The sequence below is a fragment of the Sphingobium sp. SCG-1 genome (assembly GCF_002953135.1).
GTDB lineage: Bacteria > Pseudomonadota > Alphaproteobacteria > Sphingomonadales > Sphingomonadaceae > Sphingobium.
Genome location: NZ_CP026372.1, coordinates 815,281 through 837,388 on the forward strand (window position 1 = coordinate 815,281; position 22,108 = coordinate 837,388).

General features: G+C 60.7%; 17 protein-coding genes. 12 read left to right on the forward strand and 5 right to left on the reverse strand.

The genetic code is table 11. From position 1 onward, the window contains the following. Positions 1–7: 7 nt before the first annotated feature. Complete coding sequence (locus tag C1T17_RS03730) at positions 8–1,078, reverse strand: cell wall hydrolase (protein ID WP_223262779.1); 1,071 nt, start codon at positions 1,076–1,078, stop codon at positions 8–10. 163 nt (positions 1,079–1,241) lie between these two features. Between C1T17_RS03730 and C1T17_RS03735 the strand changes: the two genes are divergently transcribed. Beyond that, on the forward strand, positions 1,242–1,787 hold the full coding sequence (locus C1T17_RS03735; RefSeq protein WP_104952277.1) for a serine O-acetyltransferase: 546 nt from the start codon (positions 1,242–1,244) through the stop codon (positions 1,785–1,787). On the opposite strand, the gene C1T17_RS03740 is transcribed toward C1T17_RS03735, so the two are convergent. Together C1T17_RS03740 and C1T17_RS03745 are read right to left on the reverse strand one after the other, a co-directional pair. Next, positions 1,784–2,824: an SGNH/GDSL hydrolase family protein gene (locus C1T17_RS03740; protein WP_145958946.1), complete on the reverse strand. Its 1,041-nt coding sequence runs from the start codon at positions 2,822–2,824 to the stop codon at positions 1,784–1,786. The genes C1T17_RS03735 and C1T17_RS03740 overlap by 4 nt on opposite strands. 13 nt (positions 2,825–2,837) lie before the next feature. Then, positions 2,838–4,205 carry an MBOAT family O-acyltransferase gene (locus C1T17_RS03745; protein WP_223262780.1) on the reverse strand — a complete coding sequence of 456 codons (1,368 nt, stop codon included), beginning with the start codon at positions 4,203–4,205 and terminating at the stop codon, positions 2,838–2,840. Here C1T17_RS03745 and C1T17_RS21165 point away from each other — a divergent pair. From C1T17_RS21165 to C1T17_RS03770, 6 genes are all read left to right on the forward strand, one after another. Next, the gene (locus C1T17_RS21165; RefSeq protein WP_189338614.1) at positions 4,204–4,386 is read left to right on the forward strand and encodes a hypothetical protein; all 183 of its coding nucleotides are present in this window, start codon (positions 4,204–4,206) and stop codon (positions 4,384–4,386) included. The genes C1T17_RS03745 and C1T17_RS21165 overlap by 2 nt on opposite strands. 289 nt (positions 4,387–4,675) lie before the next feature. Then, positions 4,676–6,124, forward strand: a complete 1,449-nt coding sequence (locus tag C1T17_RS03750) for a lipopolysaccharide biosynthesis protein (RefSeq protein ID WP_104952280.1) — start codon at positions 4,676–4,678, stop codon at positions 6,122–6,124. After that, positions 6,124–7,221, forward strand: coding sequence for a glycosyltransferase (locus tag C1T17_RS03755; RefSeq protein WP_189338481.1), 1,098 nt, complete (start codon positions 6,124–6,126; stop codon positions 7,219–7,221). The genes C1T17_RS03750 and C1T17_RS03755 overlap by 1 nt, the downstream gene beginning before the upstream one ends. Continuing rightward, the gene (locus C1T17_RS03760; protein ID WP_104952282.1) at positions 7,214–8,005 is read left to right on the forward strand and encodes a WecB/TagA/CpsF family glycosyltransferase; all 792 of its coding nucleotides are present in this window, start codon (positions 7,214–7,216) and stop codon (positions 8,003–8,005) included. Before C1T17_RS03755 ends, C1T17_RS03760 begins: the two co-directional genes overlap by 8 nt. 97 nt (positions 8,006–8,102) lie before the next feature. Continuing rightward, complete coding sequence (locus C1T17_RS03765; RefSeq protein WP_223262781.1) at positions 8,103–9,167, forward strand: acyltransferase family protein; 1,065 nt, start codon at positions 8,103–8,105, stop codon at positions 9,165–9,167. 1 nt (position 9,168) lies between these two features. Beyond that, a complete protein-coding gene (locus C1T17_RS03770) occupies positions 9,169–10,221 on the forward strand; it encodes an acyltransferase family protein (protein ID WP_104952283.1) in 1,053 nt (350 codons plus the stop codon). Positions 10,222–10,231: 10 nt separating this feature from the next. Here the strand turns inward: C1T17_RS03770 and C1T17_RS03775 are convergent, their stop codons facing one another. After that, positions 10,232–10,582, reverse strand: coding sequence for a response regulator (locus tag C1T17_RS03775; RefSeq protein WP_104952284.1), 351 nt, complete (start codon positions 10,580–10,582; stop codon positions 10,232–10,234). Positions 10,583–10,870: 288 nt separating this feature from the next. Between C1T17_RS03775 and C1T17_RS03780 the strand changes: the two genes are divergently transcribed. Both C1T17_RS03780 and C1T17_RS03785 read left to right on the forward strand, forming a co-directional pair. Next, entirely contained in the window at positions 10,871–11,263 is a 393-nt protein-coding gene (locus C1T17_RS03780) for a response regulator transcription factor (RefSeq protein WP_104952285.1), read from the forward strand. A gap of 163 nt (positions 11,264–11,426) precedes the next feature. Continuing rightward, positions 11,427–13,679, forward strand: coding sequence for a S8 family peptidase (locus tag C1T17_RS03785; RefSeq protein ID WP_104952286.1), 2,253 nt, complete (start codon positions 11,427–11,429; stop codon positions 13,677–13,679). A 36-nt stretch (positions 13,680–13,715) separates the two neighbouring features. Here C1T17_RS03785 and C1T17_RS03790 read toward each other — a convergent pair whose 3' ends face one another. Continuing rightward, a complete protein-coding gene (locus C1T17_RS03790; protein WP_189338482.1) occupies positions 13,716–19,091 on the reverse strand; it encodes an autotransporter outer membrane beta-barrel domain-containing protein in 5,376 nt (1,791 codons plus the stop codon). Positions 19,092–19,462: 371 nt separating this feature from the next. Here C1T17_RS03790 and C1T17_RS03795 point away from each other — a divergent pair, with 371 nt between their 5' ends. The 3 genes from C1T17_RS03795 to C1T17_RS03805 all read left to right on the forward strand — a co-directional run bounded on the left by C1T17_RS03795 (position 19,463) and on the right by C1T17_RS03805 (position 22,058). Continuing rightward, positions 19,463–19,717: a hypothetical protein gene (locus C1T17_RS03795; RefSeq protein ID WP_104952288.1), complete on the forward strand. Its 255-nt coding sequence runs from the start codon at positions 19,463–19,465 to the stop codon at positions 19,715–19,717. An 80-nt stretch (positions 19,718–19,797) separates the two neighbouring features. Further along, on the forward strand, positions 19,798–21,063 hold the full coding sequence (locus tag C1T17_RS03800; RefSeq protein ID WP_223262782.1) for a L,D-transpeptidase family protein: 1,266 nt from the start codon (positions 19,798–19,800) through the stop codon (positions 21,061–21,063). 59 nt (positions 21,064–21,122) lie between these two features. Beyond that, entirely contained in the window at positions 21,123–22,058 is a 936-nt protein-coding gene (locus C1T17_RS03805; RefSeq protein WP_104952290.1) for a methyltransferase, read from the forward strand. Positions 22,059–22,108 lie beyond the last annotated feature (50 nt).

A 22,108-nucleotide genomic window follows, 5' to 3' on the forward strand; every position in this document is an offset into this window, starting at 1 on the left:
CCGAAGATCAATGCGCTGACGCCGCGCCAACCGTAGCAGGCGCAGCCGGAGAAGTTGTCGCCACTGAACCGGGCTCAGCGGCCGGACGCGCACCTATCACCCAGCGTGTGGGGGACGGGACTGTCACAGGGGCATTGCTCGAAGCAACCGGCGCACTCGCCTCCGCGGCGGAGCGAGCGGCAAACGGCAGGACGGAGCGCATGGTCGGTATCGCAACTGCGGGTGTTCCCTGCGCCTCCGGGTCAGACATCCCGGCAAAGGCGGGCATGTCCTCAAGTTTCAGTCCCGTCGCACCGCCGGCCATATCGACCAACGGCTCCGCACCAGCATAGCGCGCTGTGAAGGCGGACGGACGGCCCCAGCCGCCCGGCCAGCGATAGAATATATGCGCGCCCACCACTGCCGCCTTGGCCAATGTCGGTGCCCAGTAAGGCGCGACATAATCGGTGTGGTAATGCGTCGCCCAGCCAACTGGCCCATAGACATAGCCGGCCAACGCCGCATCGGCGACCGCGCGGGCCTGCGCCCAGCCGCGTTTGGACGGCGCGCGCATAAGCGAGCCATCGCAGGTAAAGGTGAACTGGCACCCTGTCCTCCGCTCCGATCCCTGAAACACTACGCCGCAGACACTGTGTGGAAACGCGGGGTGCCGGGTACGATTCAACACGACCTGCGCCACGGCGCGCTGCCCGTCCAGGCTCTCGCTGGCCGCCTCATAATAGACGGCAGCCGTGAGGCAATCGAGCGAACGAACAAAATTGGTGCCGTCGCCCAGCGGCACGAACATGGATCGCGCCGCTGGGTTGGGCGTGGCCGACATCGGGATGGCCGCGTTCAGCACCTCGGCTTCCTGCGTGGAAACAGGCCGTAGCGCTTCGGGCGCCACGACGAGACTGCTCACTGTCGTAGCGATAGGCTGATTATTGATCCGATTTGGCAGGCGATCCGGCACAGCCCGCTGCGCCATCACGAACCAGGCGGACAGCGCCAGGCACAGCATGACAGCCACCGCAAAGCCGATGAGCGTCATCGGATAGCGCGATACCCGGCCGCGCGCTCCATATTGGTCGACGATCAAAAAAGCTGGCTTTCCGCAATCATAGCGCCGCCCATAAAGCATTTTGCGCCATAGATGAAGTGACAGATGCTGCACTGCAATGTAAGCGTCCCGATCTGAGGCACGGACCATCGCAAAGGTTTATGTCTTAGGTATAAGTCCTAAATCCATCCGGGGCCGATCCATGATACAATCCAAAGCGGACCTTGATCGCTATGTAAAAGCCGATCTGGCCATCGTCGGCATCACGCGCTGGCGACTATGGATGGGGCTGCGCTATCCCCTGCTCCGCTATCAGCGAATCCTGCGCAAGACGGAATATGCCGTTAATTGCACGCGCGGACCCTTGCGCAAACCTTATGTCTTCCTGCGCCAATATCTGTTGCGGCGCGCAGGCATGAAATTGGGCTTCACGATCCATCCCAATATCTTTGGCCCCGGCCTGTCGATCGCGCATTGGGGCACCATCGTCATTAACCCCAACGTGCGGATCGGCGCCAATTGCCGCATCCATCCCAGCACCAGCCTCGGCGAGTATAAAGGCGGATCGCCGCAGTTGGGCGACGATTGCTACATCGGCCCCGGCGCAAAGCTGTTCGGTCCGATCACATTGGGCGATCGCGTGAAGATCGGCGCCAATGCCGTCGTCACCAAATCCTTCCCGTCGGACGTGGTGCTGCGGGGCATTCCTGCTGACATCGTGAAACCCCGCGTTCCTGAAGGAAATTAGCGGCCGTTCAGTTGCGCGGCGACAATGGGCGCGATCAGCCGATGCGCGTAAGGCGACCAATGGGCGTCAACCGGCGCACGATCGAACGCGATCTGATGTTTTGTCCAGTCCGCGCGGAAAACAGGTTCGGTATCGACGACCCTCATGCCTGCCTGCCGTGCCAGTTTCATGAGCGCCAGTCGCGCTTGCGCGTCACGATCCAGGCAGGGTTGCGACTTCGTTCGGGAATAAATTGCGGGGCGATCTGCGTCAAAGAGGAGCACGACCTTCCCTGCGGGAAGGTTCAGCGCCTTGGGGAACTGCTCGACCCAGCGCGCCAGCAAATTTTGATCTTCGCCGGAAAGAACTGCCGCCCCGCATTGCGGCTTTGGCGCTTCCTCAAAACCGGATTTGGTGAGGACGGCGGCTGTCGCCTTCAGATTAACCCGCGCGTAGCGGACGATGGCAAGGCTGCGTAGAATTTGCCCGAATCCGCCCCGCTGCTTTTCCGCAACCGGTTCGATCAGCGTCGCGCCTTTTGACCAGCGGTAGATGCCGGGATCGGAATTAAAGCCCTCCATGAAGTCGCGGGCGGCAATGAACACCACCGCGAACTGCGGCCGGTAATCGCGGCCAACCAACTGCGCGATACCCAGATAGTGCGGCAGGCTCGCGCCCGACGTGCCGAAATTATATATGCTATCGGGCCGTCGCCCCATCGCATGCGCGAGTTGCGACTGCAGCATCGCGGCATAGGGGTTCATCATCCCCTCGACGAAGCTGTCGCCGATCACCACCCCGACTGTCGCGCCTTTGCGATAGGCGAATGGCGCGACATAGCCCCGGTTATTGATATGGCCGCGCTGGACATTCTCCATGCTCCACCCGCTGGATGACACATATCCGCTATTGGGAACCATGCGATGCGCGGGCCATGCCGGATCGGGCGCGGCGCCGACGATGCCCGCAGGCGTAGGCAGCACGCGCAGAAGCAATTCGGCGAACAGCAGCGCCGCTATCATGCCAATCCCGAAGACAATCATTCTGCGAAGGATCACGGTCCGCTACCCTTCAGAAGTTGAAATAGATGAAGGCGCTGTTGGCGCGCGATGCCATCACCATCGCTAACCAGACGATGAAGATGACGGTGAAAGCGATGCCTATCATCACGCCGTCGCCCCGCCGCGCGATCGAGCGATCTACGGCGGGCGCGATCCGTGTCGAGACCAGATGCTGGCTGTTAGGCAGCATCACGGCAATCAATCCGAGCGTCAAGATCAGTGTCCAGTTCGCCGCATTGCCAATCGCGAGCGCGTCGGTCGTGTGGCCTGCCATCGCGCGCAGCATCGTCATCGCCTCGGCCACACTGACGGCGCGGAAGAAGACCCAGCCTACGATCACCGCAACCATCGTGACGATCCATCCTGCTCCGATCGCGACGCCGCTTTTTGCAATTGGGGAGCGGCCCGCCAGCTTCTGCCACCCATGGTTTATAATGAGGTAAATGCCGTGAAGTGCGCCCCAAATTACGAACGTCCACGCTGCCCCGTGCCACAATCCACCCAGCAGCATGGTCAGGAACAAGTTGACATAGCGCCGGAAATGCCCCCGCCGGTTCCCGCCCAGCGCAATGTACAGATAATCGCGCAGGAACCGGGACAACGTCATGTGCCACCGCCGCCAGAACTCGATGATGTTACGCGCCTTGTAAGGCGAATCGAAATTGAACGGCAACTGGATGCCGAAAAGCAGGGATACGCCCACCGCCATGTCCGAATAGCCGGAAAAGTCGTAATAGATCTGCATGGTGTAAGCGAGAGCACCCTCCCATGCGTGCGCCATGCCGATGCTGCCGTGCCCGGCGGCGGTGAAGGCAGTGTCGGCGATCCCCGACACGCTGTCCGCCAGCAGCACCTTCTTCGCCATGCCCATCGCCAGGAACGCGACGCCGATCGCCATGGTGCGCAGGCGCGGACGGTAAGTGGCCGGGTCGGCGAACTGCGGCATCATCTCCGAATGGTGCAGGATCGGTCCGGCGATCAGGTGCGGGAAATAGGTGACGAACAGCGCATAGTGCACCGGCCGGAATTCCTTCACCTTGCCCTGACAGGTATCGACCAGGAACGCGATCTGCGTGAAGGTGTAGAAGGAGATGCCTATCGGCAGGATCACGTTGAGGATCGGCACCGGCACGGCGACGCTGTTCAGCGTATCGGCAAAGAAGTTGTAATATTTGAAGTAACCGAGCAGCGCCAGATCGACGACGATGCACGTGACCAGCACCAGCTTCGCACGAGGCGTGCCAAGGTTCCGGTATATTCCGATCCCGCCAGCGTAATTGATGGCGATGGACGCGAACAGCAGCAGCAGGAACGCGGGTGCCCAATAGCCGTAGAAGAAGAACGACATCGCCGCCAGCCACGCTGCGGCCGCCTTCATGTTCAGCGCTTTCGCAACTGCGAAGAATACTACCAAAGTGATTGGTAAAAAGATGAACAAAAAGAGGCCGGAGGTGAACAGCATGTCTTTCCCTCTGGGGCGATTTGCCCGTCCGAACGGTTACGCCACCATGCTGGTGATCCCAGCAGTGTTTGCGCATCAAATTAGCAAGTGGCTCTAACTGCCCGCCTTAGAGGCTGTAAACAGCATTTTCGCAGACTTCAACGCGGGAAATGCCGAACTTTTTTGACAAGTGATGTCATCGGGGCTGAGACTTGTTTCCAACCTATGTTAAACGCGGCTCGTCGCTAATTTGAACTCCAAAATGGAGAAATTGTGTTGCGCAATCCCTTCGCATGCGCAAAAGAAACCCTCATGCGGGTTAGCTCTGAGGGTGCAGCGATGGGCTTCCATCGGCTGAGTGCGATCGCTTGGTCGCCCCTCTTCCCATGTCCTGAAGCGCGCAACCCATGCTGATTCGCCAGACCCTGCTATATCTGCCCGCGCAGATACTGGCCCCGCTGGTGCAATTCGCATCGGTCTTGATCTGGGCGCATCTTCTGGTGCCCTCCGATTTAGGCATCGTCACCTTGCTGGTGGCGATACAGGAGATTTGCTATGCCGCCTTCTTCGGCTGGTGGGGTTTCTACACGCTGCGCTTCATCGCCAAATATGCCGATCCGGTTGAGCGCGTTTCTTTTCTGAGGGCCGAAACTACCGCGATCATCGGTTCGGCGTTGTTGCAATCGCTCGTCATTCTGCCGGTTCTCTGGCTGTCCTTCGGCAAGGCTATCGGCCCGGACGTCGTGGCGCTGGCGATCGTCTTCATGATTACGCGGTCGCTCAACAACTATTCGGCGGATCGTGCACGTGCCGAGGCGCGCATCCTGCTCTACAGCTTGATCCAGGTGATCGGCCCTGTGATCGGCTTCCTGTTCGGCCTCCTCTGCATCTGGTATTTCGGGCCATCGCCCGACGCCGTGCTGGCCGGGTTCATCACCGCACAGCTTATCGGTGTGGGCCTTTCCTTCACCATGTCCGATTTCGGACGCAGAATAGGCGGTGCATCCGCCGATATCTTCAAAACCGCGCTCAAATTCGGCGGCACGCAGACCACGTCGCAGATGTTGGCGATCTTCGCGATGAATGCGCCGCGCTTCATCGTCACGCATCTGCTGGGCCTGTCCGCGGTCGGCATGTTTTCGGTCGGTTACGGGCTTGGCCTGCGCGCCTCGGCCTTCGCCGCGACCCTGGTGACGGCGGGCGCCTATCCGATGGTGGTGCGCAAGATGCAAACCGAAGGCCGCGACGCCGCCTTCACGCAATTGCGGCAGAACATGATCCTCGTCGCGCTGACAGTCGCCCCCGTCACCTTCGGCCTGCTCGGCGTCAACCGCTCGGTCGTGGAGCTGTTGGTCGCCGCGCCCTATCGCGAGGTCACGCTGCTGGTCCTGCCACTGGCGACGGTCGGCGGACTGTTCCGCTATCTGCGTGCGCATACCTCCGATCAGGTGTTCCTGCTGAACCTTCAACCGCGCATCGGCACGATGATCGCAGTGTGCGACTTCATCGTCGCCGTTGCCTCCGCCTATTTCGGCATCCGTGTATTCGGTGTCGTCGGCGCGGCTTTCGGCCCGATGATGTCGGGCATGGTGACCTTCACGCTCAGCTTTACCTTGTCGCGCCTGAAGTTCGGTTTTCACGCGCCGCTCGGCACCTTTGCGCGGATCGTCGCCGCCGCCGCCGTGATGGCTGCCGTGATCTGGATGCTGCCCACTGCGCGCAACATGACGATCCTGCTGCTCCACGTGGCGCTCGGCGGATGCATCTACGCCATCGGCGTCGGCCTGGTGCTTCCCCGCGAAGCGCGGATGGCGCTCGACAAAATCCTGCGCCGCCGCAAGAAGGCGACTGCCTGATGCCCCGCCTTGCCCTCTACATGACCGAGTTCGCGTCCGGCGGCGTTCAGCGGATGAACCTCAACCTTGCGCCGCGCTTCATCGCGGCCGGCTATGAGGTGACGTTCGTCGTGCATGAGGCGAAGGGCGCTCTCGTCGACAGCGTACCCGCCAACATCCGCGTCCATTCGCTAAACGCCCCGCGCGCGCGCAACGCCGTCCGCCCGCTTGCCGACTATCTGAAGACACAGAAGCCCGACATCCTCGTGTCGAGCCTCGGCCAGCCCAATCTGATCGCGCTCCTCGCCAACAAGATGGCAGGCCGTCCGACCAAGATCGTCGTCAGCCAGCGCAATCACCTCACCAGCCAGGCGCGCGATATGCCCGACTGGCAGTATAAGGTGCTGCCCTTCCTCTACCGCAAGTTCCTGCGCCATGCCGACGGGATCATCGCCGTTTCGGAAGGGCTCGCGCAGGATCTGGTCGCAGTCACGGGCCTGCCGCGCGACCGCATCACCGTCATCTACAATCCCGCCGTACCCGACGATATCGACGCACGCGCTGCGCAGCCTGTCGAGCATCCCTGGTTCGAGGCGAAATTGCCGGTCGTTATCGCCATCGGGCGCATGGTCGCGGTGAAGGACTATGCGACGATGGTCAATGCCATTGCCCGCGTGCCCGAAGCGCGGCTGATGATCCTGGGCGAAGGGCCGTTGCTTCGCGAACTGGAGGCGCAGGTCGCCTCGCTCGGCATCGCCAGCCGCGTCGCGTTCCTGGGCTTCCGCGACAATCCGTTCGCCTATCTGGCGCGCGCGTCGACCTTCGTCCTCTCCTCCCGCCATGAAGGGTTCGGCAATGTCATTGCAGAGGCATTGGCCTGCGGCACGCCGGTCGTCACCACCGATTGCGAGTCCGGGCCGGCCGAAATCGTCGATCATGGCCGCTATGGCCGCCTCGTGCCGGTGGGCGACGTCGCCGCGCTGGCCGATGCATTGCACCAATCCTTAACCGCCACCGTGGATAAGGAGCAGTTAAAGAGGCGGGGTCAGAGCTTTTCGGTCGATCGGGCGGCCGAGGCCTATCTCGCATTGTTTGGAAAGCTGCTCGGTCATGGGTGACGATTATGCAAAAGTGATGGAGTCGAGCCGCTCCATCTTCGGCATCGCCTTCAGCCAGACGAGCCTCGACCGGCTCGTCGAGGATTTGCTGCGTCCGGTGGAGCCGGGGCAGGGCGCGCGGCTGGTCGTCACCGCCAATGTCGATCACGTCGTGCAACTGCGCCAGAACGAAGGACTGCGCGCGGCCTATGCCCATGCGTGGCGGCGCACGATCGATGGCTTTCCCGTCTATCTCTATGCGCGGGCGCGCGGCCTTGGCGTCGAGGAGAAGGTGACGGGGGCTGACCTCTTCCCGCTGTTGATGGAGCGTTTCGATTCCGCGCGGCATCGCCCGTTCTTCGTCTGCGCGGACGAGGGAATCGCCAAAGGTCTCACCGACTGGCTGGTGGCGCGCGGCATGCCCGCCGATGCCGTCGGATCGGCTGTCCCGCCTTTCCGATTTGAGCAGGACAAAGCTTATAGCGACTGGCTGGCCAGCACCATCCGGGCGCACGGAACCACGCATCTGCTGTTCGGTGTCGGCTGCCCCAAATCGGAAATCTGGATCGATCGCCACCGCGACAAAGTGGGTGACGTCTATGCCTGCGCAGTCGGTGCCGCGCTCGCTTTCTTCACAGGCTCGCTCACCCGCGCACCCTATCCGGTCCGCCGTGCAGGCTTCGAATGGCTATGGCGCGCCCTCCAGGAGCCCAACCGCCTCCTGAAACGCTACTTCTTCCACTCGTGGGGCTTCCTCGCCGCCGTCGTCGAAGACATGCGGTCGCCTGCATCCGCGACGGACTGACCTCCAAGAGCAATGCATCCTTTACCATCGGCGGGGTAAACGGTCGCTTCGGTGTCGGGCATCTAGTGCTGACAGGCAGGTCCGGGGCAGGAAAGCATTGAAGACCTTTATAGACGCGGTAGAGCGCGCCACAGAATTGACGTCTGACAAGCGACCCCGGTTGGAGGAACTGGACGCTTTGCGCGGGATCGGTGCGCTGGCCGTTATGCTGTTTCACTACAGCACGCGCTTCCATGAGTTGTTCCCTTACGCGCCGCACGTGCCGTTCAGTTTCCTGGGCGGCAATTATCGCGTGCTGCTGTTCTTCGCGATCTCCGGCTTCGCCATCTTTTTCACGCTCGACAAGCTTCACCACGCGTCCGATTTCGTCATGAACCGGGCATCGCGACTGCTCCCCGCATATTGGGCCGCAATGCTGCTGACCCTGGGTGTCGAATATGCCGGCCATGTCACTGCCTTGCAGATACCGCCGCTCGCGATCCTGGCCAATCTGTCGATGCTTGAGGGTTTCGTCTTCCTGCCTGCGGTCGATGGCGCGTACTGGACGCTGACGGTGGAGATCGGTTTCTACGCCTCGATGCTGACGATCTGGGCATGCGGCGGACACAGGCGTCTGGAGCCGGTTCTGCTCGTCTGGCTTGCGCTCAAATGGCTGATGGTCGCGTGGCCGCAATTTCCGGAGCGCGCGGTCATGGTCATGGTGCTGCGCTACATCCCGTTCTTTGCCATCGGCATGTTGTTCTACCGCATATGGTCGGGACAGCGGACGGCGCGGGCGCAAATCCCCTACTTCGCGGCTATAATCCTCACGATCGCGGCGCAGGAAACTCCGGACGTACTCGCGGCATCCCTCATCCTGATCGTGCTTTTCGCCGCGATGTTGAAGGGTGCGCTGCGCTTCCTGCGCGTGCGGCCGCTGCTCTGGCTGGGCGGGATCAGTTATTCGCTCTATCTCGTCCATCAGAATATCGGCTTCGTCATCATGTTGAAGGCGGCCGCCTGGGGTATCGGCCCTTGGACGAGTTTCGCAATAGCCTGGACCATGGCGATCGGCCTCGGCGCTATATTGAACAGGTTGGTAGAGCGACCGGCACAGCGCGCCATCGAAAGCTGGTGGAGGGCGCGCCGCCACCCGGCTCGCACAGTAACGGCGAGTGCCTGAAATGAGCACCGAAGCGCATCCGAGAGAACGCCCGCCGTCCACGCGCCTCAGGGAGTTGGACGCTTTGCGCGGCCTCGCTGCGCTGTCGGTCGTGATCTATCATTACACCGCGCGGTTCCCCGAGATGTTCCCGGAAGCTCCGCATGTGGGCTTCGCCTTCACTTGGGGACATGAATCGGTCCTGCTGTTCTTTGCCATCTCAGGCTTCGTCATCAGCTTCTCGCTGGACCGCGCTGAGAGTGTCGCCGATTTTGCAGTGAAGCGATTCGCGCGGCTTTATCCCGCTTATTGGGCCGCCATGGCGCTGACCCTGCTTGTCGAGCATCTGGCGGGGGCTACGATGTTTGAGGTGCCGTCGGTCGCCATCGCAGCCAATGTGACGATGCTTCAGGGTTTCGCCTATTTGCCCGGCGTGGATGGCGCTTACTGGACGCTGGGGTTGGAACTCGCCTTCTATATCTGCATGGTGGCGGTCTGGATAAGCGGCGCGGCGGGCCGTATCGAGCAAGTGCTGCTAGTATGGCTTTGCCTTGGCTGCATCGGCTGGGCATGGGACGGGATGCCCAGCCGAGTGACGATGCTGCTTGTGCTTCAGTACATCCCCTTTTTCGGCATCGGGATGCTCAGCTATCGTGTGTGGCTTGGCGTGAGATGTTGGCGAGACCAACTACCGTGCGCTTCGGCAATAATCGCCAGTCTATGTGTTCAGGCACGTCTCGAACTTGCAATTCTGGCATTGCTGCTGTTCGTCGTTTTCGCGGCGATGGTAGCCGGACGGTTGCGCTTTCTGGCCGCACGTCCTCTCCTGTGGCTCGGCTCGATCAGCTACACCCTCTATCTTGTGCATCATAATATCGGCTTCATCATTCTTCTGCATGCCGATGAGATGGGCCTGTCGCCACTGATGGCAGTTTTGATCGCCATAGGTGTCGCGGTCGCCCTGGCCGTCCTGCTTCATCATTGGATCGAGCAGCCGCTGGCGCACGCCATTACGGACTGGTGGCGAAAAACGCGTCAACCTGTCGGGCCGACGAGTTCCTACGAACTTTCCTGAAGGCGGCAGATTAATCCGCCATAGCTTTCTTGACGAGTTGGGAGAGGCGGCCTTCGGTAAAGGGCTTTGCAAGGAAATGGTTGAAGCCTTCTGCCGCAGGATTTCGCGAACCTACGAATCCGGACATAACGATGATCGCAGCATCGCTGATTGACTTCACGCGCTTGGCCAAGTCGATACCGTCAATCGTGCCGGGCATCCTGACATCGGTCAGCAGGAGGTCGAAACGCAGTCCATTCTGAACCATTTCCCACGCCGCTTCACCCGAATCGGCTTCTTCGACATCAAACCCCATATCGCTGAGGGAACTATGCAGCATCTCCCTGAGCAGTTTCTCATCTTCAACGAGTAGCGCGTCCATCACCTATAACGGTCCCCCCGATCTGATCTTCTTACCTGTGTGGCATTCCTAAGTAATGTCAACAAGATAGCGATGAATTCCTCGTTACTACCCCGTTAGCTAGGCTTTAACTGACGGTTCCAAGCCATTTCAGCGCGTTTCGAGGCCAAATTAATCATCATCCAAGATGGCTTATAAATCAAACGTCTCGGCTTGGCGGGCCTTGGCATTTTGAACATTGTCGGCTGATCTTCGTCTCTAATCCCATGCTCCGCGGTGAGCAGAGATTCCCGAGGCGAGAGGTCATTGATGTACGGTTCCACAATGCCGGATTCCGGCGCGCGCATATTGATTTTGGAAGATGACGTCTTCCTTGCCGATGATATGCGCCGGTCTCTGGAAGATGCTGGATATGAAGTGCTCGGGCCGTTCGATGAACAATCTTCAGAATTGAGCCATGCCTTCGATCGGGAGCCACATGCCGCCATTCTGGACATGAAGCTGCGTGGAGATGGCACGTCTGCAATCGTCGATCGACTGCAATCCCTCGATATCCCGATCATCGTCCCTGCCGGTTACGCCCATGCGGAGGTGCGCAGTCGTATTTCCGACTTGTCTCTGGTGGAAAAGCCCTATTCCATGAGCAAGATCGTCGCCGCTGTGCGATCTGTCCTCCGGCGGCGGCCTGGAAAGGCAGTCTGACGCTTTTTTAGTTCGCCCTCGAAGGGGCGATCGTGTCTCAATTTCACAGTGATCTTCTCTCGTGCTGGTGCGCTTTTTGCCAGTCACGCAAATGAATCTGCCCCGCCTTAACCGAATTTTTTGAGTTCAGAGCGCATTGGTCCTCCATCGAAAGAGGTCCCTTATGCGAAATTTACTCCGTTCGGTTAGCATATTAGCATTGTCCTCGCTGAGCGCGTGCGGCGGCGGTGGCAGTTCGGTCAATTCCGGCGGAACGCAGGCGCCAGTCGCGTCGCCGACGCCCGCTGTGACGCCGGCACCGGACACCTCCACCTCGAACCCCACACCTACGCCAACCCCGGCACCCGGCACCAGCATCGTGACACCGGCCAACCTTCAGTCGGTTCGTTCGGCGAACGACACGGCGGAATATCGGCAGAATTACACGGCCAGCGAACTTATCCACGGCCTCTACGCATTGGACAGTGGCTGGACCGGGAAGGGCGTCACGGTCGGCGTGCTGGACGACGGTGTGAACACATCGCTTTCGGCATTCAGCGGCCAGATTTCCTCACTTTCGAAGGACTTTGGAACCGAGACGACGAACGGCGTCACCGCCAAGCGCGACCGGTTGGGGGATGCGCAGGCCGATCACGGCACGGCGATCGCCGCGATCATCGCGGGCAAGAAAGACGGCAGCGGGACCATGGGCGTCGCACCGGATGCGCAAATCGCGGTGCTGCGGACGTCCGATTACAATGTCGACACGAAGACGGAAGTACTGACGCACGATGCCGAAGCGCTGGACTATGCGAGCAGCGTCGGGATCAAGATCATCAATCGATCCCTCACCTCGCAGGGCTTCAACGTCAGCATTCGCAATGCTGTGGAGCGCTACGCGGTCGGCGGCGGGCTGCTGGTCAACGCGGCCGGTAATCAGGGTTCGGCCGATCCCACGGATGCCGTTAACGTGAACAACGCCAATCGCGATGCATGGCTGTTCGTCGTCGCCCTCGATCCCACGTCGCAGTCAACCTACGCGCTGGCGAGCTATTCGAACAAGGCAGGCACCTTGGCCGATCGAACAGTAACCTCTCCAGGCACGAACTACACGACCAGAGTCGACGGCTCGGTCTCCGCATTCTCCGGCACTAGCTCGGCCACCGCGCAGGTTTCGGCGCTCGCAGCACTGATTGTCAGCAAATGGCCACAATTAAGTGGCGTGGAAGCGGGTAACGTCATTCTCAGCACGGCGCGTGACATTGGAGATCCGGGCGTGGACACGGTGTTCGGCCATGGCCTGATTGATGCGGAAGCTGCATTGTCACCCGTCAATCCGGTAATCTCGAATGGATCGAAGCAAACGTTGCTTGCAGAGTCGGTTATGGTCGTACCTGAGGCACTGAACACAAGCTCCATTCAGACGGCGCTGTCGCAAGTCACGATACTCGACGAATATGGCCGGGATTTCTCCGGCTCCGTCGCGAGCATGGTAGTGAAACCGGGTTCGGGCAATGCGACATGGCTGCGGCGGCGCATTGCTCAAATGGCGAGCGGCGGGGGCAGCAGCTTCAACCTTGGCAAGTTACAGGGTAGCGTCAATTACGCGACCTATCGCTATGGCATGGACAGGAGCGAAGTGCGCAGCGTGATGCGTGCCGGCGAAATCAATTATCAGGATGGCCGCACCGGCTATCATGTCGGCATCAACGCCGGTGACTCGCTGCAAAGCGATATCATGGGCCTTGCCCCCTTTGCCGACGGCATATTGGCTTATGCACCGCAGGCGGGGAACAGTTTTGGCGTGGATCGCTCGACCGGTATCGGACGCCTCGGGCTTACGCTTTCGACCGGATCGTTTGGGAGCGCCCGCGCCAGCGCTGCCACCGTGTCGCTCGATACCGGGCGTACTTCGATCCGGGCGTCCTGGATCGATGAGAAGGGATCAGTGCTCGGCGTTGCGTCGTCCGGTGGTCTGGCGCTCGGGCGCGGCACCAATACGGCGATGGTGGAAGCACATCACAGCCTCGAATTGGCAGGCGGCTGGAGCCTTGAGGGTTACGGCTCGGTCGGCGTGACGCGGCTTAAGATCGATCCGTTATCTGTGGTCACCGCCTCGACATCATTGGTCGGAACGCGCGCAGGATTACAGGCAAGTCGTGCCGCTCTAGGTGGTTTAGTAAGTTTTGGCATAGCGCAGCCGCTCACAATCGAAAGCGGCAAGGCGAAGCTCACGCTGGCGTCAGCCTATGATCTCGCCTCGCAATCGCTCGTTTTCCGCTCGACCAATGCCAGCCTCTCCAGCACGCGTCGACCCTTGCAATTGACGGCAGGCTTTGCGCGTGGGGATGCCGTCTCCAACTTGCGGATCGGCATGATGCAGAATGTGACCGACGGCTCGACCACGGCTCTGGCGGGATATTCCTTCCGCTTCTGAGCCGTGGTCGGCGCCGGTCGCATCCGACACGGTGTCTTACATGCTGATCTTCACGCCCACGGAACCGCTCGTGGAGTGACCCGCTACGCCTTGCCCGTTGTCGAGCGAGAAGCGGTGATCGGCCTCGCCATAGATCGCGAAACCGGGCTTTAACGTCCAAGTCACGCCAGCGCCCGCTTCGCCCCATAGCGACGACGTTCGCGTGCTGATGATCGTGGTTGCTGCGGCCGTGCGGAAGTAAGTCCGATCGGTCGCTGCAAAGCCCTTCCACAGATTAGCACGCAGATAAGGCTGTACCGATCCACTGTTCGTCTCGAACCGGCCCTTGGCACGCAGGCCAAGCCGACCCGTCACGTAGCCGTCGCTATTCTGCGACACGCCTGCGTTGGGAATGGTTGTCGGGTCAATCGAAACGCCCTGCGCGATAACCTGCACCTGCGGTTCAAGAGTCCACTTCGGCGACAGCGTGATAGCGTAGCCTGCCTCGATGGACGCCAGTATGCCGGTGCCGTCTATGTCGATCTTGTTGCCGTTGACGGCCGTGGCCTTGCCGCCATACCAGCTATGCTGGAGCACGGTATCCACGTAGAGGCCATTATTGCCGACATAGGTCCAGTACAGCCCGGCATATTTGCTCTTCGGATCGAGCTTGCCGACATATTGGCCCTCTAGGCCACCCGCAAAACCCGTCACTCGCGCGTTGCCATTGGTGTAGCCACCATAGATGCCAAAGTCGTGATGGCCGCCCCTGCCGCCATAGCGGAACAGATCGATCCCGGCCTGGAAGCCATAGAGATGACCGTCCGTCTCAGGACGTGCGTCGCCACGCTGGCGATAATTCTGGTCTTCCGCGATGGCGCGGCCCCAGATACGTCCGGGGAAAGTAAAGCCCGGATCGACAGCGTCTTCATTGTCGCCCATGCGCTTGTGGTACGTCGCGACCATCGCGAGGTCTCCGCTACGCAGGCTGTTCGGGATCGCTGCGAGCAACGGCACTTCGACACGATAGGTCGTGGGACCAGTAGGCGGCGTAGGCTCCTCCGCCGGATCAGAAGGGGTTGGCGTCGGGGTAGGAGTGGGGGTGGGCGTCTCACTGGGCACGGAACCCGCCTGCGTCCTCAGATACCAGCTCTCGTTCGTGCCTGCGGTGTTCGAGGCATAGAGACGATATTGGAAAGCACCCGCATCCACACTGCCGCCCGCCAGCGCGAAGCCGGTGCCGGTAGTTGTCGCAGTTGTCGTGCCGCCATTTATTGCGCTCACGACTTCGATGCCATTGCCCGTCGTTTGCGCGCCAAGCCCACCAGCATTGGCGATCTGCAACGACGTGGTGCCGCTGACCGCGCCGCCATCAATGATGATCCTGTCGGAAGGCGATCCATCGCCCGCAAGCACGGTGTTAAGTCTGATCGTGCCATTCTGGCCGACGTAGTTGCCGCGCACCGTCAAACTGTCGGTCGCCCCCGACCCGCCGTTGGTAAGGTCGATCGTGCCCGCGTTCACCAGGGTCGCCGTACCACCTGCGGCTGAGCGGATCACAGCGTTGACACCATTTCCGGCAAAGAGCGTCGAGGTGTTGTCGATTGTGGCTGTCCCGCCCGCGAGAACCAGATCGCCATCCGCCGTTAGGTTCGATCCGTTGGTGAGGTTCACGCTGTTCCACCCGACGAGGCGCTGCGTGCCTGTCGAGGTCGTGTTGTCGAACGTCAGCACATCGTTCCCGCCCGGCGCACCGTTTCCGGCGATGCTGGTGATGCCGGACATGTTGGCGTCGGTAAGGCCACGGAATGTCGCGGAGTCATTCCCCGCTCCGGCAGAGAACGCCCCGTTCAAAGTACCGCCCGTCATCAGGAACGTATCCGCTCCCGACCCAAGAGCGACGGCACCAGTGACCGCGCCTGATGCCAAAGTGACGGACTGGCCATTGTTCCCACCACTGATCGCTGCGGCGGTGTTCGACGAAGCGGTGATCGCACCGTTGTTCGTGAACGCCAGCGCACCACCTGTCAGATCGACGACCGGAGCCGCCGTGCTCGCCGAAACCAGCGTGCCGCTGTTGGTGATCGATGCAGCGGGGCCGCCTACCAGAGCCGCGCCGCCCAGGCTGTTGGTCACGTCCACCCGGCCCGTGAGCGATGCCGTGCCGGTCGTATTAAGCCTGATCCCGCTCGCGCCTGCGCCGCTCGCCTGGATGGTAAGGCCATTGCCGATCGTGAGGTTGTTCGTGGCAGCTGCGCCTCCGGTTTCAGCAAAGGTGAAGCCCGTGCTGTTCGCGCCGGCTGCTGTCAATGTTGCGGTGGAGGCCGGGTCGAGCGATACCGCTGTGCGGATCGCAGAACCTGAGCCATTTGCGGTAATATTGGTGCCATTCAGCAGGATCTGAGTTGAATTCGCTGCGTTTTCAATGCCGTTGCCAGTGCCGCCAGTCGTGATAGAGCCGCCACCAAGAGTGAGCGCACCTGCGCCGCTGTCGACTAGGACGCCGTGCGCCGTGCCGTTCCCGGAAAAGCTGCCCGCGCTGTTCACTGACGCGCCATTGACAAGGCGCAAGGCAGCTACGCCGTCATTGGCGATGACAGCGGCAGTGCCGGTCCCCGTCAGCGTCGATCCTGCGCCGTCCACCACTATGCCAGTGCCAGAGGCGATGGTGATCGCGCCCTGATTGTTGAACGACGCACCATCAGCAATGCGCACGCCCGTGCCGCTGCCGGTTATGGTGCCGCTATGGACGGCCGACGTGCCTGCGCCTGTGATGTCAATTCCAACGCCACCTGCGCCAGAAAGCCCGATGGCGCCGCTGTTGTTCACCTGAGCGCCCGTAGTCGCCAAAATGCCGGTGCCGTTAGCGCCCGAGAACGCGATCGTGCCGGTATTGTTAAACTGCCCCTGGTTGCGCGCAACGTAACCTGTCAGATCGTCGAAAGAGGACGTCAGATTGGCATTGCTGGTCAGGCTGGTGCTCGCCACCGGCGTGCCCACTACCGTGCCATCCAGGCTATAGCCCTGACCGTCAACAATCGCTGCCGTGGTGCCAGCTCCTGTCAGTTCGATGGTGCTCGCGCCGTTAATTGCTCCCGTCGCGCCGCCTTCGATACGCACGCCCGATGCTCCTGCGCCGGAAACCGCAATGCGCATGCCCGTTGTGTCGACAGTTGTGCCTGACGATGCGCCGGTGCCTACGATACCAACGGCATTCGCTCCCGACACATTAAACGCCAAACCATTGCCGCGCGCAACTGCGCCGCCTTCCACACGCAATCCCGTCGAGGATGCCGTGTCCACGTCCGTTGTAGAGCCGATATTGATGGTCGAGCCTGCGCCAAGCGCATAATAGCCGATCTGGCCTGCGCCTTGGAAATCTACCGTTCCGGTCGTTCCCACGTCGACTGTGCCGCCGTTTCGCGCATGAACGCCGATCGCCCCGTCGCCCTGCAGGATGATCGCGCCGTCCTGCTGCGCTGAGGAGGATGCGTTCTCGACGAACACGCCATAATTGCGCAGACGATCCACCGAAATGCCGCCGTTGACCAGGATCGTCCCGGTATTGAGCGCACGGGCCGATCCATTGTCGAAGCTGTTTTCGACCAGCAGACCGACGCTGTTGACGCCGCGAATATCGATTGTCCCAGCGTTGGTCGCATTTAGGCCAGCAGCCGTGCTTCCGAGGACCGAAATGCCTGCGTTACGCGCGCTGGGCGTCGTCACCGCAGAGGGATCGATAAGGATCGTGCCGTTGTTGACAGCGGCGTTCCCGCTCCCGCCTACCAGAATGCCGCTTGCATTCTGCGCCAACGATCCAATGCGAATCGCGCCGTCGTTGATGACGGTTCCGCCGCCGCCGAACGACGCCATGCCCGACGCATAGTTGACGGACTGAACGTCCTGGATATTTGCAAGGTCGGCGCTGTTTTCAGCAAAGGTCGTGCCGACCCGGATGGTCCCACTGGCCGCATTGGTCGCGGTGCCGCCGTTGAAAGCGCCCATGCCGGTCGCGCCTCGGAACTGCCCGAGATTGTTGGCGACGGCGCTCGCCCCACCACCAACGAGGATGGTGCCCGCATTGGACGCGCTCGCGCCTGTGCTAACGACGATTCCGGCGTTCGCTTTGCCTATCGTCGGATTGCCGGTTTCGCCCGGTATGTCGCGGTTTGCGACATTGACAATGCCCAGATTGTTGACGCTCGCGCCACTGGCTGCGCTGATCGCTACATTGTCGGTCGTATAGCCGCGACCGTTAAAGCCAGTTGGGACGGGCGTGCCGCTCGACCGGTCGAGCGTTTCATAGCCGATGCCGATAACACCTGTGCTGGAATTGGTGAGCGACGTTCCCGAACCAGTGAGAACCACACCAGCCGCGCGCTGGGCCTGCGCGATGATGCCGTTGTTGACGATGGTCGATCCATTTTCAGCCCGGATCAACGTAGCATTGCCCGCGGCATTGCCGTCTGCCTCGGCAACGCCGACGAGCTGAGAGTCCACGGTGGTAGTGAGGTTTGAACCATTCAGGCTCATGAACAGCCGCTCGCTGGTCGTGGGCGGCGCGGTGTAGCGCGGGATCACCCGGTTCGCGACCGTTACGCGTTCGGTCGTCACCGGCGCGGCTGCCTTGATGAGGCTCTCATACTGGTCGGGTGTGATCTGCCCCTGCGTAAGTTGCGCGATCAAGCTGCTGTTGTAACGCTTGAAGCTCGCCAGATCGGTAACGCTGTCGTTGCCGTTGAATGCCACGCCCGAATAGGTCGTAATCGGCACGAGATAAGTCCGCGTCGCAGCTTGGCTAAGGTTGTTCTGATCCTGCCCGTCCATCGTCGCTGTGCGGGAATCATAGACGATGTTGCTGCCGTCGGTGACGTTATAAAGCGTGGACCCGCTGTCTGCCGTCAGGATCGCAAAATTCGTGCTGGCGTAAAGGTCACGGGACTTTGATCCGGTGGCGATCGTCACGTCTGAATTGCTGATGTCTGCGAGCCGGAGGTCACCGTAAACGGGGCGACCTGTATCTAGGTAGTTGACTGTGACCGTGCTGGTTCCCGGTGTCTCTGTCAGCCGATCGTTGTCGTACACCAGCGTCGAAACTCGGGTGCCCTGGATCTGATCTGGATAAGTGACGGCACTCGTCTTCTGCTGCGTCCCTAATGTCAGGCTGCTGCGCCCATCAATGGTGTCATAACCAGAAACGATCTGCCCCGCCGCGTTGCGCTGCTCCAACGTCGTCGCATTGGACGTAAAGCGCCGGGCGCTGGTGCCGCGCAAGCGATAGTCACCGGTGATAGTATCAGTCTGGTTGGTAATCGTGACGATATCGGCACGACCTGCATTGGCACCGCCGCCGTTATTGGAGGATGGGGAGTATGTGGAATTTAAGGGTTCGGCCTGAGCGGCTGTGATGGTGCCGACGAGGAGGGCAGCCAAGGAAACGCCGGTTAAAGTAACATATTTGGTGGTGGAAGCTTTTACGGAGGTGTTATGATTTGGTCTGTTGAAGTTCGGCATTTATGGCCCCTAATGATCGTTAACTTTTTGTTAACGGCCTCAACACGCGAGCGCCAAAATGGATGCAACTGCGGAACGACATTCGCACAATTTCTTCATCATACGTCCTTCTCTGTATCAAAATGGGACGCGGATGCCGCGAGATCAATCATCTGCTTGAGAGATCCGACTGCCGCGCTTCAGGCACATTCTGTCGCTGCGTGGATGACCCGTTGCACTCCACAGGCTCTCACATCAAAGGGGGCATAGATCACCCGGGCGGGGAACCCGGCCATAATTGGGAGGATTGAATGCGTTACAAATCCATCGTTCTGGCAAGTCTGGGCGCGATTGCACTTGCAGGCTGCACGAAGAAGGAAGTTGTCGTCGAAGCACCGCCGCCACCTCCACCGCCGGGCTCCGTAGCGGGCAGCACTGCGGCTGACCGCGATGGCGATGGGATCGTCGACGGCTATTATACCTCGGACGGCATCTACCACGCCAACTACGTCGCGCCGCCACCCCCGCCGCCGCCAGCGCCTACGCGTAAGGGGGAACGGGGCTGATCCTGCATCTTCCGGGGATGCGGCACGCCCGCATCCCCCTCTGGCTGTTCCTATCGATCGCGTGTTTTGGAAACGGCTGGGTGCCAGCCGCAACGGCGGCGCCTGCACGTCGTGTCTCTCTCGGCAAAGCTGCCGATGTCGCGCCCACCTCATTGACGCGCGCCATTCAGGAGCAAGCGAACGGCGCCCTGAATCGCTTCTATGCCAGTCGCGGGTTTCGGCCGCTGTGGGTGTCGTCCGGAGAGATAGGTGAACAGGGGGATGCGCTTATCGCCTATCTGGCGTCCGCCGATAGCGATGGGCTGAATCCTTCGTCATATGATGTCGAGCGGCTTCGCGAACTCATCGCTTCAGCACGAAATGGTGGCCCTGATGAAATCGCCCGCGCCGAACTCGCGTTGTCCTCAGCCTTCGCGCGGTACGTCCGCGATCAGCGCCGCTTCAAAGACGTGTCAGTGACCTACGCTGATCCTAGGCTGAAGCCAAGAAAGCTGAAGGCAGAGGGCGTCCTGCGCACCGCTGCTTTCCCGAAATCATTCGCGGGCTATATCGCCGATATGGGCTGGATGAGTCCGCAGTATGTCCGCATTCGAAACCTGATGGCTCGCGCGTTGAAGGATGGATTGTCCAAAGACGTCTTGGCCCGCCTTCGCCTTAATCTCGACCGCGCCCGGTTGCTGCCTGCCCCTTGGGTGCATCACGTCGTGGTCGATGCCTCATCCGGCAGGCTCTGGTATTATGAAGCGGGCAAGCAGGTGGGCGCGATGCGCGTCGTTGTCGGAGCAAAGGAAACGCAGACGCCGATGCTCGTTGGCACGCTCCAATGGGCCATCCTCAATCCGTACTGGAACGTGCCGGATTATCTGGCCCGCAACAAGATCGCGCCCAAAGTGCTGGCTGGTCGATCCCTCGCCTCGATGCGTATGGAGGCGTTGTCTGACTGGACCGCATCGGCGCATAAGCTGGATGCGTCCGCAGTTGACTGGGCGGCAGTCGCGTCGGGCAGTCAGGAAGTGCGCCTTCGCGAGTTACCGGGTGCTGGCAATTCCATGGGCCGCGTCAAATTCCTGTTTCCAAACGACGAAGGCATCTACCTGCACGACACGCCCGAAAAGGCGCTGCTGCAAAAGAGCGACCGCCATTTAAGCAATGGCTGCATTCGCCTTGAAAATGCGGCAGAGCTTGGCCGCTGGCTCCTGCAAAGACCCGTCCGCGCGATCTCCAAGGAGCCGGAGCAAGCCGTGCCGCTGCCGGTGCAAGTGCCCGTATATCTCACCTATCTCACCGCAACAGCGACGGATGCGGGTGTGGCATTTCGCGAGGACGTCTATGGCAGGGATCAATAGCGCACCGCTTAGCGTTCTGGCGTAAGAAACAGTAACTGAGCGAATTACCTACGCGGGTCATGAAATCCATCGATAAACATGCGGCACTGGACTTGCTGATGCATCTCCAGTCGATCGGCTATCAATTCGTCACGATCACACCTGCGAGCCACGGTCGCGTTGTAGCGCGAGCCGGTCGCAAAGAGGCGCAGTCGATCCGCGACATATTAGGATGGAGCCAGCCATACCGCCCGGGCGCGATTGATGCGAAGGTCGAGCGGCTTCTGGAGGACGCGGGCATCGTATCCATAGAAGATCAATTGCGGCACTCTGCGGTCAGGGTATCGTCTCTACACGGATTGTTGTTCCTGCACTCCGCTTATCCCACTGAAGCCGAAGATGCGGTATTCTTTGGCCCTGATAGCTATCGCTTCGCCGACTTGATTGAGCGCGAATTGGCGGCACACCCGTGCGCCCAGGATGCCCGGATCATCGACATAGGAACCGGGGCGGGGGTGGGTGCGATCGTCGCGGCGCTAGCGGTTCCGGGTGCCGAAGTTTTGGCAACGGACGTCAATCCCCAAGCGCTTGCCCTTGCGAGCGTTAATGCGCAGGCGGCGGGCCAAGATGTCGCCTTCCTAGAAGGCCGAGATTTGGGGGAAACGGAAGGCCGCTTTGATCTTATTCTGGCTAATCCGCCCTACATCATCGATGATGAAGAGCGCGCCTATCGCGACGGCGGCGGCATGCACGGCGGCGAAGTCTCCGTGGACATGGCGCAGGCGGCGCTGCCCCGGTTGAACACAGGAGGTCGGTTCATCCTCTACACCGGCAGCGCGATAGTGGACGGGCAGGATCAGCTTCAGCAGCGACTAGGGAAGTCGGCGGAGCGGAACGGCTGCTCACTTTCCTATCGTGAACTCGATCGGGATGTGTTCGGCGAAGAACTAGAGCATTCCGCCTACGCCGATGTCGATCGCATCGCGGTGGTCGCCGCGATCTTTACGCGCGCTTGAAGATCCGAAAATCGATCCCGCAATAACCTTCTTTAACAAGCCACTACGAG

What these genes read in the sequence shown, in the direction of transcription:
- C1T17_RS03735 (WP_104952277.1), top strand. Translation starts at nt 1,242, where the DNA reads ATGATACAATCCAAAGCGGACCTTGATCGCTATGTAAAAGCCGATCTG.
- C1T17_RS21165 (WP_189338614.1), top strand. Translation starts at nt 4,204, where the DNA reads ATGTTCAGCGCTTTCGCAACTGCGAAGAATACTACCAAAGTGATTGGT.
- C1T17_RS03745 (WP_223262780.1), bottom strand. Translation starts at nt 4,205, where the DNA reads ATGAAGGCGGCCGCAGCGTGGCTGGCGGCGATGTCGTTCTTCTTCTAC.
- C1T17_RS03750 (WP_104952280.1), top strand. Translation starts at nt 4,676, where the DNA reads ATGCTGATTCGCCAGACCCTGCTATATCTGCCCGCGCAGATACTGGCC.
- C1T17_RS03755 (WP_189338481.1), top strand. Translation starts at nt 6,124, where the DNA reads ATGCCCCGCCTTGCCCTCTACATGACCGAGTTCGCGTCCGGCGGCGTT.
- C1T17_RS03760 (WP_104952282.1), top strand. Translation starts at nt 7,214, where the DNA reads ATGGGTGACGATTATGCAAAAGTGATGGAGTCGAGCCGCTCCATCTTC.
- C1T17_RS03770 (WP_104952283.1), top strand. Translation starts at nt 9,169, where the DNA reads ATGAGCACCGAAGCGCATCCGAGAGAACGCCCGCCGTCCACGCGCCTC.
- C1T17_RS03775 (WP_104952284.1), bottom strand. Translation starts at nt 10,582, where the DNA reads ATGGACGCGCTACTCGTTGAAGATGAGAAACTGCTCAGGGAGATGCTG.
- C1T17_RS03780 (WP_104952285.1), top strand. Translation starts at nt 10,871, where the DNA reads ATGTACGGTTCCACAATGCCGGATTCCGGCGCGCGCATATTGATTTTG.
- C1T17_RS03785 (WP_104952286.1), top strand. Translation starts at nt 11,427, where the DNA reads ATGCGAAATTTACTCCGTTCGGTTAGCATATTAGCATTGTCCTCGCTG.
- C1T17_RS03795 (WP_104952288.1), top strand. Translation starts at nt 19,463, where the DNA reads ATGCGTTACAAATCCATCGTTCTGGCAAGTCTGGGCGCGATTGCACTT.
- C1T17_RS03805 (WP_104952290.1), top strand. Translation starts at nt 21,123, where the DNA reads ATGAAATCCATCGATAAACATGCGGCACTGGACTTGCTGATGCATCTC.